This window comes from Paenibacillus sp. FSL R7-0026 (genome assembly GCF_038004485.1).
Lineage (GTDB): Bacteria > Bacillota > Bacilli > Paenibacillales > Paenibacillaceae > Paenibacillus > Paenibacillus xylanexedens_A.
This window is the reverse complement of sequence record NZ_JBBORG010000001.1, coordinates 2,225,862-2,239,699: the sequence shown is the minus strand read 5'-3', so window position 1 is coordinate 2,239,699 and position 13,838 is coordinate 2,225,862. Positions and strand designations below refer to the sequence as shown.

12 protein-coding genes are annotated in these 13,838 nt (G+C 47.2%); 1 reads left to right on the top strand and 11 read right to left on the bottom strand.

The window, feature by feature from the left end; genetic code table 11:
* Positions 1 to 40: 40 nt before the first annotated feature.
* The 8 genes from MKY44_RS10300 to MKY44_RS10265 all read right to left on the bottom strand — a co-directional run bounded on the left by MKY44_RS10300 (position 41) and on the right by MKY44_RS10265 (position 10,383).
* Positions 41 to 883 carry a protein phosphatase 2C domain-containing protein gene (locus MKY44_RS10300; protein WP_341006950.1) on the bottom strand — a complete coding sequence of 281 codons (843 nt, stop codon included), beginning with the start codon at positions 881 to 883 and terminating at the stop codon, positions 41 to 43.
* A 10-nt stretch (positions 884 to 893) separates the two neighbouring features.
* A complete protein-coding gene (locus MKY44_RS10295; protein ID WP_017689069.1) occupies positions 894 to 1,646 on the bottom strand; it encodes a vWA domain-containing protein in 753 nt (250 codons plus the stop codon).
* 256 nt (positions 1,647 to 1,902) lie between these two features.
* The gene (locus MKY44_RS10290) at positions 1,903 to 3,978 is read right to left on the bottom strand and encodes a hypothetical protein (RefSeq protein ID WP_341006949.1); all 2,076 of its coding nucleotides are present in this window, start codon (positions 3,976 to 3,978) and stop codon (positions 1,903 to 1,905) included.
* Between the two features lie 161 nt (positions 3,979 to 4,139).
* Positions 4,140 to 4,415, bottom strand: coding sequence for a WXG100 family type VII secretion target (locus tag MKY44_RS10285; RefSeq protein WP_017689071.1), 276 nt, complete (start codon positions 4,413 to 4,415; stop codon positions 4,140 to 4,142).
* Between the two features lie 186 nt (positions 4,416 to 4,601).
* Positions 4,602 to 5,150: a WXG100 family type VII secretion target gene (locus MKY44_RS10280; protein WP_017689072.1), complete on the bottom strand. Its 549-nt coding sequence runs from the start codon at positions 5,148 to 5,150 to the stop codon at positions 4,602 to 4,604.
* 6 nt (positions 5,151 to 5,156) lie between these two features.
* Positions 5,157 to 5,987, bottom strand: coding sequence for a hypothetical protein (locus MKY44_RS10275; protein ID WP_047842537.1), 831 nt, complete (start codon positions 5,985 to 5,987; stop codon positions 5,157 to 5,159).
* A gap of 16 nt (positions 5,988 to 6,003) precedes the next feature.
* On the bottom strand, positions 6,004 to 10,008 hold the full coding sequence (essC, locus tag MKY44_RS10270; protein ID WP_341006948.1) for a type VII secretion protein EssC: 4,005 nt from the start codon (positions 10,006 to 10,008) through the stop codon (positions 6,004 to 6,006).
* 54 nt (positions 10,009 to 10,062) lie between these two features.
* Positions 10,063 to 10,383, bottom strand: a complete 321-nt coding sequence (locus MKY44_RS10265; RefSeq protein WP_074094613.1) for a hypothetical protein — start codon at positions 10,381 to 10,383, stop codon at positions 10,063 to 10,065.
* 422 nt (positions 10,384 to 10,805) lie between these two features.
* Between MKY44_RS10265 and MKY44_RS10260 the strand changes: the two genes are divergently transcribed.
* Entirely contained in the window at positions 10,806 to 11,045 is a 240-nt protein-coding gene (locus tag MKY44_RS10260; RefSeq protein ID WP_074094612.1) for a hypothetical protein, read from the top strand.
* A gap of 121 nt (positions 11,046 to 11,166) precedes the next feature.
* On the opposite strand, the gene MKY44_RS10255 is transcribed toward MKY44_RS10260, so the two are convergent.
* From MKY44_RS10255 to MKY44_RS10245, 3 genes are all read right to left on the bottom strand, one after another.
* The gene (locus MKY44_RS10255; protein ID WP_164783094.1) at positions 11,167 to 11,319 is read right to left on the bottom strand and encodes a hypothetical protein; all 153 of its coding nucleotides are present in this window, start codon (positions 11,317 to 11,319) and stop codon (positions 11,167 to 11,169) included.
* Positions 11,320 to 11,563: 244 nt separating this feature from the next.
* Complete coding sequence (locus MKY44_RS10250) at positions 11,564 to 13,039, bottom strand: aldehyde dehydrogenase family protein (RefSeq protein ID WP_341006947.1); 1,476 nt, start codon at positions 13,037 to 13,039, stop codon at positions 11,564 to 11,566.
* Positions 13,040 to 13,210: 171 nt separating this feature from the next.
* Complete coding sequence (locus MKY44_RS10245; protein WP_341006946.1) at positions 13,211 to 13,750, bottom strand: GNAT family N-acetyltransferase; 540 nt, start codon at positions 13,748 to 13,750, stop codon at positions 13,211 to 13,213.
* Positions 13,751 to 13,838: the final 88 nt, after the last annotated feature.

Genomic DNA, 13,838 nt, shown 5'->3' with positions numbered 1-13,838 from the left:
CAGCTTCATCAGGATCAATCCACATCTTGATATCCCGCACTCACCATTCCAGCTCAATGAAAGCGGCATCATCTTCAAGACCGCCGGTATGTGTCGCATCCAGCAATACCTGAATGTGTTCATCCGGGACATAGGCTTGAATGGCATCCAGGTCGTTCAGTCCATCCGTATATAACTGAAGACGCAGTGAATCTCCTGCGGACCCTTTCATCTCGCAGATGTGCGGCTTACCACCAACAGGTCCTTCAAGGGTAGACCAACGCTCATTTGTCTTGCAGTGAGTCTGAAATAATTCAGACTGTTCCTGACCATTACGCCACAGGCGAATACGGGAATCTCCTTGCCACGCAAGCCACACCCGACTTTTGCGGCCGCCTCCCGTGAGCTCAATCCGCCCACAGACATACATGGCCTGACTGCCCCGACTTCGCTTATCCATCAACACTTCACGCAGCAACAAAGGGGAACTTTCCAGTGGCTGTAATTTCTCCAATTGCTCCGATGCGGGAAGGGTAAGATCACGGAGAAGACGCTCAACACCCTCTACCGTTGTGTGTTGCGTCGTTTCCAACCAATCAAGCAAAGCATTCCCTAGAAAACGCGCTGCAAAATCGCCCAGGTAACTCATGCCTACGCCATCACACAAAACAAAATTGCAAATATTCCCTTTCATACGTACCGCAGCAAAGTCCTGTCCGGTATCTCCCTGATGTACCGTCTCAGCCGCTCTGCCATAACCATATCTGCACTTAAATGTGCCTTGATAGCGAGTTAGCGGCTGTTCCCCGGTCTGTACACTCACATAGCGAAAGTTGCCATGCCGTTGCTCGGCATGGCCCCCCTTATCTCCAGCAGACAATGTTGCCAAACGCATCGCTCTCATGATTCCCCTCCTATCTCACAGGCGTAGCAGCGGACATCTGGAAACCGATTGATACCAATTCTGCACATGTACCTGGCAGCATCATGAGTGCACCGGGTGCAAGCAAATAATCAGCTTCAACAAGCATTTCCCGATAACTTTCGGGCAGGACAGATGACATATTCCGCAGCTTCTCTCCATGCTCATCCTGTAGATTCGTTTCCGAAGAGATTCCCTTCCATCTTCTAGGTTCAGCAATTGGTCCTTCAAGCAAATGATCCGATATAAAAATATTCTCCACCAGTACATTGCCGTCAGGTACACTCATACCCATGATTCTTTTGGCAATAGGTTCGGGATCTTCACCTGTGGCTACCCCATCGGTCATGTGGCATACAAGTGGCGCAGGACAGTCCTGCATATTCGGAATTTCGGCCTGTAGAATCTTTTCCGCCTGCAGGAAAGCCTTCGCAGAATCTGAAAACCGTCTCGGAGTCAGGTCAGGCAAAGAACCAACGGCAGCGATCTCATCAATTCCTTTGATTCCGTTCAACAAGTCATATACATCATCGCTGTAAGCCAATATGGCTATACGATAGCGAGGTGTCAGACGATTTCCCTTTGTAGACCGAAATACCATTTGGCGGATCGCGAGAGATAAGGCATCATAGACGACGTCAATCCGTCGACGATTTTCCAGAACCATGTTCATGGAGGCGCTAATATCAATTAGATATATAATAAGTGCAGGTGTACGCTGTGATGCTTGAATCGTGTAGTTCATCTAGGGTGAGTCACCTCCATCGTTCACATGTTATTTTATAAGAAGTTGTTCAAAAAGTCCGCTTTTGATTACGATGGATGCCTATAGGCATCCGCAGCATCGAATATGAAATTCAGCCGAATAAGCTTATGCTTACGAAGTATGTTTCTTTCGGAAACATTTTAGTTGCTCACGTAGTTCTCCCTACGCTCCGCTACTCCATTTCTAGCTTCATCCCATCTTCTCGGTACTGAAAACCGTCCTTTTTGAACACGTACTATAAGTTGGGCAACGTATAACTGTTGTTGCTCAGGAATTTGTTAATGGCACTCATTCGAGCGGCCACTTTGCCGACACCTTTGAAATAGGAAGCATCTGTATTGTAGAGATTTTTAAAATCACGGGCATACGCTTCCGCATTTTCAATTTTTCTGCCTTTTTGCGCGTTATACGTTTTATTGTAATGAGCAATCAGCGTGACCACATTCTGGGCACGTTTTTTCTTCAGAGCTGCTTTCTGAGCAATCTCCTGTTGACGTTTAACTTCAGCTGCCGCTTTACGCTCCGCTTCCTGTTTTGCAAGCTTGGCATCATTCTCTTTTTTCCAGACCAGATAAGCTTCATATTTCGCCTGTTTATCGTATTTTTCCTGCTCCGCTCTCTTAGCCGCTTCTTTCTTCTGCTGTTCCTGCTTCACCAGAAAGGCCTCATATTTCGCCTGTTTGTCGTACTTGGCCTGTAACGCCTTACGTTCTTCTTCTTTTTTCTTTGCTTCAGCTGCCTTCTGCTTGGCTTCAGCAAGTTTTTTCTTTTCCTCTGCGTCCAGTTTTGCAGCATCTGCGGCCTTTTGTTTCTCTTGCTCTTCCTGCTGTTTGAGCGCAGCTGCCTTTGCTGCTTCAGCCTCTTCCGCAGCTTTGATATCTGCCAGTCGTGTGGCTTCCTGCTGTTCTTTCTGTTTCACCTCTGCCTGATCGGCGAGTATTTTGACCGTTGGCACGCCACCTGCCAGCAATACAATAAGCACAGCGGAGGAAATCATGAACTTTTTGGATCTGTAGAATGGCACAGGTACAGGTTTGTCTGTGTCTTCTTTTGGATTAAGCTTTGCATCCAGTTCCTTAATTGCAGCCTCGACTTCCATCTGCATCGCGCTGTTATGAGGAATAAAATGATAAAGCGAGCGGTACACTTCCAGTGCTGCAGCCGGTTTATCTTCATCCTCCAGGGCTCTTGCTTGCAGGAACAGACGGTTCACAACCGCTTCCTGATCGGGAGAGTGCGGCGTTTGAGGACGGTTCCCGTCTTGCGTATTCACCGGTTCACTTACTGGTTCTGAGCTCTTTTTCAGATTCACATCAGCTTCGGACGAATTGGCAGCTTCTTCTTCCGCTGTCACAGCAGCCGCTGCATTGGCCTGATCCACGTCTACCGCAGCCAATGCAACATACCACTCACCAAACGTCGGACAGCTGCTCAGATCGTGACTTTCCCAAGCTCGAATAAACAGATCGGACAGTTTGGAACCCCAACGCTTCTCAAGGGACTCCCGCATCGCATAATACCGTTCACTCACTGTTTGCATTTCATGCTGGTCAAAATAACTTTCGCCCCACGCCTTCTCTACAATCACAGGGTCCGACCAGCTTAACATTTCAGCAATGATAACAGCTCCGGCAAATCGGTCAGCATATGAACTCCACAAACCGCTGTGCACTGTTCGATGGGCTGCATAACCGGGTGACCCGGCAAGCAGGGCATCCGGACGATCCATTTTGGAACCGTACATCTGCTCGACATCCACAAGTTCTACCGCAGACGTCTTCCCCAGGTTCTCCACTTCGGAAAAAAACGGAATCATTACATTGGGAGCGGACATATCGCAATGAGCCAGTCCACGTTGTTCCATAGCCGAACCTGTTCCAGCAAGCGCTCTAGCCAGCTTCAGGCTCTCCTCAGCCGTCAACTGTCTCTGATCACTGATTACATCGAACCAGGTCTGACCTTGCACCCATGGCATCAACACCGCATATAACAGATCGGGATGTTTTCCAATGAGCGCTCCGTTTCTTTCCGGAGTGAGCACATCACGCTTGCATACCTGCAAACCTGGCAGTTCACTATAAGACTCCATATGCTCAGACTGATATACCATAGCCGGAATACGGAATTTAGGAAAAAAGACTTTTAGTGCTTTGGCCCCATGAATGGAACCATTTCGGGGTAACAACTGATAAACAATCCCCTGCCTTCCGGCTTGGGCATAAGCCAGACCCGGCGCTGCCGGATGTTGCCCAATCGTATAGGCAATGTCGTTAATCACCACTTCATCCCCGGGATTTGGTTGAAAAGACATGCTTATCCCTCTCTCTGTCCTAGTGTCATAGTTGCAGCAAAAACCGGGTGTTGTGACAACGCCCGGTTTTTGCTGTAGTTGTACATCTTCAGCTTGCTATCCACCTATAATTCAGGACGAATTCAGACTTCTTCACATCGGCCTGATCTATGTAAAGCAGATTAACGAGCTTGGTCAGCTGTACGGAATTTGTTAGCAATAGCTGTAAGTTCAGCGCTGATGCTGTTCAGCGTTTGAACGAATGATTGCATTTGTTTGCTAGCTTCTTGGAACTCTTGGAAGAAGCGTTGCTTTGTCATACCTTCCCATTGTCCTTCCATGCTTGTGATGGATTGAGTCAATGTAGATACGATTTGCTGACTTTGCTCACCGCTTTGTTTAAATTGGTTGGAAACCTGATCAAGCTGCTCTGGGGTAACTAAAATACGTCCTGCCATTGGTAAATTCCTCCTTGGTTTGTGCAATTAAATTTTTACTTGTTCAAATTGTACTATACCAGGATCGATCGGACAAAAGCCGAAGGACCTAATCCTATTTACCCCATTTTCAGCACTTGAAACTTCTCCTAACAGCCTATTTACAAAAAAAGATTCACTTTCTGCTGTTACTTTTATTCACCCTGTTCAGGAAACCACAGGCTCGGTCCCTCTTCTTCCCCGAAAGGAAGGATCTGTGAATCTCCAAGCTACAGGCTCAGGCTGCATAGCCTGGACTAATGTAGCCGGGGAGCCATCAGGCGGAGCGGCATCCTGTACACGATATACGGCCGCCATTGCGGAAAGGGGATCGGATACTACAGCTACAGTTGCAGAATGTGCAGGCATGATTTCTCCTGTACGATTGTTCTGAAGAACATTCAGCATATTGACCGCATTACCATAGGCTGTGTTCACATGACTCAGCACGGAACGATACTCCATGTCTGCCTGCTGGAATAACAACGCTTTGCGTCCCAGCTGTACGCTTAAGTCCATTAATCGACGCAGCGCATCCTCGCCCAGTCGTTTACTGTGATTCCATTCATTCATCACCGCTGCGCGGGATTCAACCTCCCACTCCAGCGAATGAATCGCCTGATCCAACACTGTCATCTTTTGCTGTATTTGCTCCGCTGCATACTGAATCTGCTTGCTCAGTGCCCGAAGCACATCCGGTTCCACACGAATGCGCATTTACCATCACCTTTCCTCTTCCCCTGCAGGCTGTTTAAGCCAGTCCAGCAGCATCTCGTGAAACTGTTCTCTAGTCGTCAGTGCTGCAACTAGCCAATCATCTGAAGCCGCAGTGCTCATCCGGAACAACCAGTTGGATACCGCACTTGCAGCAAATGCTGCGGACTGCGACTTCCACCCGTCTTCATTCCATACAAGCAACCTAAGCTCCCCGTCTGACTCCTTACCCACCAGACAGCGTGCCAGTGCAAGTGAGCCCTCAGGATCACTTGTCTCCTGTTCGAGTTCCGCTGCTACGGTCTGTACTCCGCTGTTTTCGAGCTCATTCATGACATCATAAAATTTTTTCTTGGAGCACATTAGGGCCGGTTTCTCCGCAGGAGAATGGCCGCTCCATTTCATCCGCTCTATCAGAACATCGATAGCTTCACGAACACTTCCCAGATCGCTGAGCCGGAACGAGTCCGGTACGTCGTCAACACGGGAAACTTCAACGACCCGCTCATCCGTGCAATGTATATAACTCTCATACGACTTGCCGTTGATCGTGTAGCGAATCCAACAAGCTCTGTCGGACAATCCGGCAATGGCTACCCTCGAGAAAACGGTCGGTGTCATGATCAGCTCATCGGTATCCTGATCCCGAATCAGATATCCTTTGTCAAGCAGGGAGGTTTTGACACGCTCCCACTCCATCGCGATATCTTCCGCCATATAGCCGCGAAACGGATCTTCCACACCAAGCAGTCGGTCTGAACCGAGAATACCAGCCAGGAAAAAAAGTTCCTTTGTTTGCAACGTGACTACCTTTTGCTTAGAATCATGAACCGTCAACATTATGAGCCACCTCCCCTCAAACTACAACATGCCATCGGTCACGAATTTCAGAAATCCAATCGGTCATTTTCCAGCTGTCATCACATGGAACTGCACCTTTAACCCTGGAATATTTACGTTTTACATAATAACCTTGACCCGGAGGCAGTACCTTCAGCCCACCTGAACTACCTCCAGATTCGGAATAAGGTATACGGAAGAACGAGAGATCGTTAGGGTCTAAAGTCCCGAACAGCATTCCGCTCTGGGAAGCCTTCACATCCGTTACCCAGTCAGAACCAAAGGTTGGGAAGTCTGCCGGAACTCCGGATAGAATCACGTGTACACCGCGATCCCTTCCTTGACGAACAATCGCTCCCAATTGATCTTTTACATTAAAATCGTTTAGCTGCTTGGACAAAGTGTCCGCATCGTCGATGACGAGCACAAGTTCCGGTCCACCGGAAATCTCGCCTCTTTTCAGAACTTCATCGTACAACTGTTGAATGACAGGTGCAAGCTGTTCTTCTCGCGATACATGTCCACGGACATGGGGCAAACTGCTGATTTCCCCCAGCCCACCTGAGCCATAACGCATATCTACTGTGTATATTTGCACAGCTTCCGGAGAAGCATGATAAGCCAGTGATAACATCCATGTCAATAAAAATGTCGTTTTGCCGCCTTCCATCGGACTCGTTACCATGAAATGCGGACCTTCACGCAGATTAAGCTCGAATGGTTCCAGATCATCCGTAAGCAGTCCCACAGGGACAGTTACAGACGATGTATCCCAAGCCTGACCATATGTTCCTGTCCGAATGAGCAGATCCTTCAGTTTAATCTCTTCCGGAAGTGGAGCAATCTGCGGCGCTTCTTCCCCTGTCCAGCCTTGGCGAATCTCAGCAATCGTACGGCGCAGTGCCGATGAACGCTTGCCCTCATCTGCCCCGGAAGAAGGTAATGCCGCCTGGAACATTAACGGAGGCACTTGCCCTTTGACCAGACCTCTTCCTGGCGGAAGTTGGCTTGGCGCCTTGGAAGGTCTTCCCACGGCATAATAATAATCGCTTGGATCGGATAACTCAAATGAAACCGCATTGGGAATATTGCTTCTGAATTTTTCAAATACATCTGTTACCCGATTGGCGGTGAGCACAAAGGTGATACCCAGACTTCCGCCTTCACGCAAGATCGTCTCCAGAAGTTCATTCTCTTCCGGATAGGCATTGCGGAATGAAAGATAACCATCAATAACGACCACAACCTGCGGGACAGCCGCGTGAGCTGTCCGGCGGTAGGCCGAAATCGTTTTAACCCCCGCCTCCGAGATGATATCTTTACGTTGTGCTGACAGCTTAAGAATATAGCGGAATAACCGCTTGATCCGGTCTTCCTCTTCAGCCATCATCACGCCACCGATCTGAGGTAATGCTGCAAAGTCTTTCATCATACGGCCCATATCGATAATGTAACCATGCCAAGGCTCAGTTCTATGGGAACGGGCCAGGGACATAAGCAAGGTCTGAACAAATGTTGTTTTTCCCAGACCCGGCATGCCGTACACGACCAGATGTCCTTGATCCACAGGCAACGCGAGCGGTTGTTGGCGCTGATTAGGGAGATCATCCAGCAAACCAACCAGTGGTTTCAGACCACTGGCTCCGCCATCAAGCAGCAGATCCCGATTCTCTTCTTCCTGCCAGTCCTGAAGACCTTCCCATTCCAGTGTCTCTGGTAAAGGTGGCAACCATGGTCCTGGCAAACGTCGGATACCCGCATCCGCTGCAGACTGCGCTACATAATCAATAAATACCTGAAGCTGTTTCGGAACATCTTCACCTTTGAGAACGGCTCTGCGCTCTCCAGTTAACAGTGGCTCCCGCTTACCGTTAAGGCGCACTTCCATAACAGGCAATACCGTTGTTGAATCCTCCTGCTGGTTATAAGGTGCACCACTCCAGGCGAATTGCATTTCTTCAAATACTTCATCACTACCAACCTGGAAATATCCGCGACCAGGCTTTGTGATCCAGGCAGCATTTGGAATCTTGATCATGTCCCTGCTGTCTCCCTCACTCTGTACGCGAAGACAGATCCGGAAACGAGAATTACTCCATATTTTATCGTCCACAACACCGGCTGGCTTTTGGGTTGCCAGAATTAGATGAACCCCAAGTGTCCGGCCAATGGCCGCGATACTGATCAATTCATCCATGAACTCCGGCTGGTCCCTCTTCAATTGAGCAAACTCGTCAATGATAATAACCAAATGTGGAAGTGGCTGTTCATGTCTGGAACGCAGAATCTTGTAATATTCATCAATATGCTGGAGGTTTCCCGCATCATTTAATATTTTTTGCCTTCTGACCAGTTCGGCACGAAGTGAAATATTCGCCCGCTCGATCAGATTCCCATCCAGATTGGTGATTGTCCCTACCACATGAGGCAGATCAACAAATGTATTGGACATACCGCCACCTTTATAGTCAATCAGCATGAAGGCCAGATCATGTGGATGGAATTCAGCAGCGAGTGAAGCTACGATGGACTGGATGACTTCACTTTTACCTGAACCAGTTGTACCTGCAATCAGACCATGGGGACCATGACCCTGACGTTCAATTTTGTCATGCAGGTTTATCGCAATTTTTTTGCCACCAGCGCGTACACCCATTGGTACGGGCAGCGTATCAGGATATCTCGTCTGTCCCCACCTGGACACCACATCCAGATCTTCCACGCGTGATGTGCTCAGCATATCGAATAACGGAAGAACTTGCGGGATATCTGAAGCAGATGACCGCTTTAACCGGATCGGTGACATATAACGGGAAAGAGCCTCTGCCATCTTCTTAGAGATCACATCAGGCTTGTACGTTTGTTGAATAACATCCGCATCTTCCGTTTTTTTGATATACACCCCTTTGCCTTTGGAGGCATCCATAATCAACTGACAATGCATCGGTAGAGACTCTTTGCGATTTGCCAGTATGATGGTGCATACATCAATCTCGTGAGCCGACTCCAGCAGCAGCGGAAGCAACGGTTCTTCTTCAATTAATTGCGTATCGGAGAGAATTACAACGTAACATGGTGTTTGTACGCTTTTCTTGTAGCGGTCTTCCTTATTGTTACGACGCCGGTTCAACACGGAAAACAAGCTGTCCGCCAATTGATGCGCACCGCTGTGCCTGTCGGCCATATAGCGTTGTCCTTGGTCTTCATCCCAGATATGGGGCATCCAGCGAAGCCAGTCCCATTCCTTGCTGTCCTTTTCTTCATAGAAAGCAGCAAGCTTCAATTCATCCGGGGAATGGCGTACCGTCAGTTGTGAGATGATGACTCGCAGGGAAGCAAGCACTTCCTCCCGATCACCGACAAGTCCCACAACCTTCGATTGGAACAAAGGTAATGTAATGGAAGCATCCGGTACCGTCTGGAATTCAGCCGCAAGTTCATGGGCCGCTTCAATCAGTTCATCTTTCTCGTAACCATCAATCCGCGGAACCTGAAGTTTGATGCGGAATGGAATCTCTCCTGTACCAATACGCACCTGAAGGAAATCATCATCCTCTGGTGAACGCTCCCACAAGGAACTGTTCCGGTTCTTCACCACTTGAAGACATACACCCGGATCACCATGGATTTCATACAGGCTTTTCACTTGCTCCGCCTGAGCTTCCTTCAGTTCTTCCCGGTGTTTGTCCAGTTGGGCAAGATACATTGTTTTACGTTCTTCCAATTTTTTGCGATATGTTTTCTTGTTGCTCAGATACACGAAGAATGGAATGGTGTAAGAAGTAAGCATCATCATGACCGTCATCATCTGAAACATCATATAATTGCTGTTGCCCATTTTGCCGGTCATATTGATATATACGTAGAAACCAATGCTGACCATAGTCATCATGATCGGCACAATAATGGATATCATGGAAAACGTGGGTTTGCTCGGTTCTGTTGGAGGCCTGAGTATTTCGAGTCTCTCTTCCTTGAGAACCGGTGTCATTCTTGGAGAACGCTGATATAACACATTCACGAAGAGAAGACCTCCTTTAGTTCGTTCAATAATGAATGTATACGTTCAAAAGCCCTATTCGTTGCTGTCCTGCTGAAACAATGAACGTCTTCCATATACAGGCGCTTCTTCCGAAGTCGTTGAAAAAGCCCGCTGGACACGTACGCAACTGCCTTGTCGCAGCCCTGTTTCCATTAACTGCTGTGCGTTCTGCGGAGAGAACCACAGACCTTCCGGAAACTTGGCTTCAAGGATGTACTGAATGCCGTCTCCCGGTGCCTGTCCAAAAATGCGAACGCCGAGTAATGTCTTCAAATGTTCAATGGTACATTCGTCCGGAACATCAATGTCGAACCATTCTCCTTCCTCGCGGCCGGAATACACGGTTAGAATCATCCGAATCCCTCCCATGGTCTCATATGTAAATTGTCCTAATGTCAGATTAAATCAAAAAAAAGAGAATGAATCGTTATATCAACCCTATTTTCTTACATAAACACCCTGTTTGCAATGTACCACCTGTAATTTTGTTACATATGACCCACGTATATATTAAAATATCGTACATTCGACTCAGAACTTTCGTGGCAGTTATGCAATTAATTATTGCGAGGATACGAAAACTTTAGTTTTTTGTTCCATTTAAATGGTAATTAAGTTACGTTTTTCAGGACTTTTATTCCTTCGCTCACAATTGAATTGTGAACACTTTTCAAACATTACCCACCTTTATGTTTTCATAAGCTGATTTTAAGGTAATTTTAAGCATTGGAATTTAATATTAGCTGTATGAAATAACAACCGTGAGGTGATTTCAAGTGAGAACCCTAATAACCTTTCAAAACAAATCAATCCCTGTATATTTTAATCAAGAAAACAAACAACCTATGCAGAAGACATTAAGATTGCTTAGCAGTGCTCTTGAGCATAAAATTAGCAACGGTAAACGCGCCATTCAAAAATGTCTGCATTCTTTAATTAGTATTGAGATTGTTAATGGAGAAGCCATTCTCCACAGTCGAAGTGAAAATGACTCCCTTGCTTTATCGTTATATTAAAAGGAGTCATTCAAGCTACTTTCATTACAAGACATGAAAAAGGAAGCTGTCGTTATAGACAAGCTTCCTTTTTTGAGTTGTATACACGTTAACAGCGGATCGAATTTATATCAGCCATCACTCAGTGCAGTTTGCTCAGGACATAGGCGGCATCATGTTCTTCCGCAATCTCGGCTTTACGAATACGAATGACAAACAGCCGAACCAAATTGGCACGTGTATGTTCTTCCTGACAGGTATTCAGTTTCCTCAGAATAAAGCGGTCAATGGACATGAATTTAAGCCCCTTTGCCATTGGATTTACGGATCGATTCTTCCGTGTATCCATAAATAACCAGATAGCGTCAGCCCCAAACAGCTTTTCAACTCTTATATTAAGCCGTATTTTGCCAAGGTGTAATATTGTGCAAAAAGCCCGTCCCACCAAGCTGGAGACGGACTTTCGCATGATTTGTCGATCTTTTTATAACCCACTCTAAACATTCATAAATGCCCCTGCTAGTTCACTCTTTTTCGACTTATTTCACTCCCGGATATTCCCGATATTGGTGCTGAATGCTGATCCAACGAGTACGTGTAAACTTCTCAATGGCCCAATCCCCACCGAAACGTCCAATCCCTGAAGCTTTTTCACCGCCAAACATCACATGCGCTTCATCGTTCACAGACTGATCATTTACATGCACCATACCCGATTCAATGCGCTGGGCAACCTGATATCCTCGATTCAGATCTTTGGTGAATACAGAACCACTAAGTCCATAAGGAGTATCATTCGCCAAACGTACAGCTTCTTGCTCATCATGAGCCTTCATGATCACTGCCACTGGGCCAAACAATTCCTGCTGCACGATATCCTGTTCAGGTTTAACATCGGCAAGTACAGTAGGAGACAGCACGCTGCCTTTACTGGTCCCCCCGAGCAATAACCGTGCACCTTCGGCCTTGGTTTTGTTCACAAGCTCCAGCAATCGTTCTACCTCTTTTTCCCGAATGAGAGGACCCACGAGTGTGTTAGCATCCGCCGGATCACCTGCCTGGATATTCTTCGTTTTGGCAACAAATGATTCGACGAATTGGTCGTAAATATCGGCATGCACAATGATACGATTCAGAGCCATGCAGATCTGTCCCTGATGCAGAAACTTACCAAAGACCGCCGCTTCGGCAGCACGTTCAATGTCCGCATCTTCCAGCACAACCATCGCGTTGTTGCCACCTAGTTCCAGTGCCGTTTCTTTTAAATGTTCACCCGCCAGTTTACCGATCCCTTGTCCAACTTCTGTGGAACCCGTGAATGAAATCACTTTGGGAACCGGATGAGCAACAAAGTAATCCCCGATCTCGCTGCCACTTCCGGCAACGACATTCAGCACGCCCTTAGGCAGACCGGCCTGTTCAAACAAATCGGCAATAAGCCAACCTGCCGTAATTGGAGTGTCCGATGCTGGTTTAATCACTACACCATTACCAAGAGCAATCGCTGGAGCTACAGATCGCAGGCATAGATGCAAAGGGAAATTCCATGGCCCGATAACACCAATCACTCCCTTCGGCTCACGAACCACACGGTTCTCTTTGCCAGGGGTATTGGACGGGATGATCTCACCCCTCATGCGATAAGGAAAAGATGATGCTTCGTCCACAATGCGTTTAGCCGCTGCAAACTCCGCCTCCGATTTGATTCGGGTACTCCCGGATTCCGTGATCAGCAGCTGAATAATCTCCTCTTTTCGCTCCGCCATCAGGGATGAAACTTTACGCAATACCTCTTCTTTCGCAGCAGGTAATGACTTCGCCCATTCAATCGAATTTTTCTGAGCTGACTCATAAGCCTTATCTATGTCTTTCTTATTGGAAGAGCGCCATGTGGCAATAACTTCTCCCGAATAAGGATTGATATTCTCCATTGTTTTCTCACCGGAGCCATCTACCCAGCTGCCATTAATATATTGTTTCGTCCATGTTGTATGTTCAGTGTCCATTAAAGTCATGTGAATACGCCTCCTGATCAAGATTAAATGTCACACCTGCACAACGGTGTAATACATCATTAACCTTGTTCAGAATTACGCAAACGTGAAGACCTGAATTAGCTCTTCCATTCTTTAAGCTTAAGGGAAACAATACAACCCCCCACTATTCTGTCAGCATCTGGACGTCTTTCAACAGTCGGGCAGGCTCTTCTCTCCAAAGAGGCTCAAGTCTTCCCATCCGTAGCCAACTTCGATCAGATCTTGACCACCGATGCGGGTGGACTGTGTTTGGACTGGAGTGCCTCCCATCTTTTCATAGAAGCGACAAGCTGAATTACGCTCCAAAGCCCATATGATCAAACGTTTCATATTAAGGGTTCGCAGATGATTAACCACATGTGTAGACAGTCTCTGACCTATGCCCGTTTGTTGCACTTCCTTCAGCAAATATATGGCGTACAGCTCTCCATCATAAGCTAATTTGCCTTCACGCTCCTTACCCCCACAAGCAAATCCGACAATGTTCCCATCAGGCTGTTCAGCTACTACCAGAATCTGATCCTTTTCGCCAGAGCGAATATTCTTTTCCCACTGGGACAATCTTGATTCTGTAGTCAAATGATCCAAAAAATCGTCGGGCACAATTCCCCGATACGTTGTTTTCCAACTCTCCGTATGTACATGGGCTATCCCCTCCGCATCCCCTTCACGCGCCCGCCTGATCAGCATAGCTATCACTCGCTTTCTCTCGTAACTGCCGTAGTTTTACCATATTATATGTTCTTATTTCTATAATTCCAAATTCATCCACTTCAGT

Bases quoted from the DNA above. Each gene is read 5' to 3' on its own strand.
- MKY44_RS10300 (WP_341006950.1), bottom strand. From the start codon at position 883: ATGAGAGCGATGCGTTTGGCAACATTGTCTGCTGGAGATAAGGGGGGC.
- MKY44_RS10295 (WP_017689069.1), bottom strand. From the start codon at position 1,646: ATGAACTACACGATTCAAGCATCACAGCGTACACCTGCACTTATTATA.
- MKY44_RS10290 (WP_341006949.1), bottom strand. From the start codon at position 3,978: ATGTCTTTTCAACCAAATCCCGGGGATGAAGTGGTGATTAACGACATT.
- MKY44_RS10285 (WP_017689071.1), bottom strand. From the start codon at position 4,415: ATGGCAGGACGTATTTTAGTTACCCCAGAGCAGCTTGATCAGGTTTCC.
- MKY44_RS10280 (WP_017689072.1), bottom strand. From the start codon at position 5,150: ATGCGCATTCGTGTGGAACCGGATGTGCTTCGGGCACTGAGCAAGCAG.
- MKY44_RS10275 (WP_047842537.1), bottom strand. From the start codon at position 5,987: ATGTTGACGGTTCATGATTCTAAGCAAAAGGTAGTCACGTTGCAAACA.
- MKY44_RS10265 (WP_074094613.1), bottom strand. From the start codon at position 10,383: ATGATTCTAACCGTGTATTCCGGCCGCGAGGAAGGAGAATGGTTCGAC.
- MKY44_RS10255 (WP_164783094.1), bottom strand. From the start codon at position 11,319: ATGTCCATTGACCGCTTTATTCTGAGGAAACTGAATACCTGTCAGGAA.
- MKY44_RS10250 (WP_341006947.1), bottom strand. From the start codon at position 13,039: ATGACTTTAATGGACACTGAACATACAACATGGACGAAACAATATATT.
- MKY44_RS10245 (WP_341006946.1), bottom strand. From the start codon at position 13,750: ATGCTGATCAGGCGGGCGCGTGAAGGGGATGCGGAGGGGATAGCCCAT.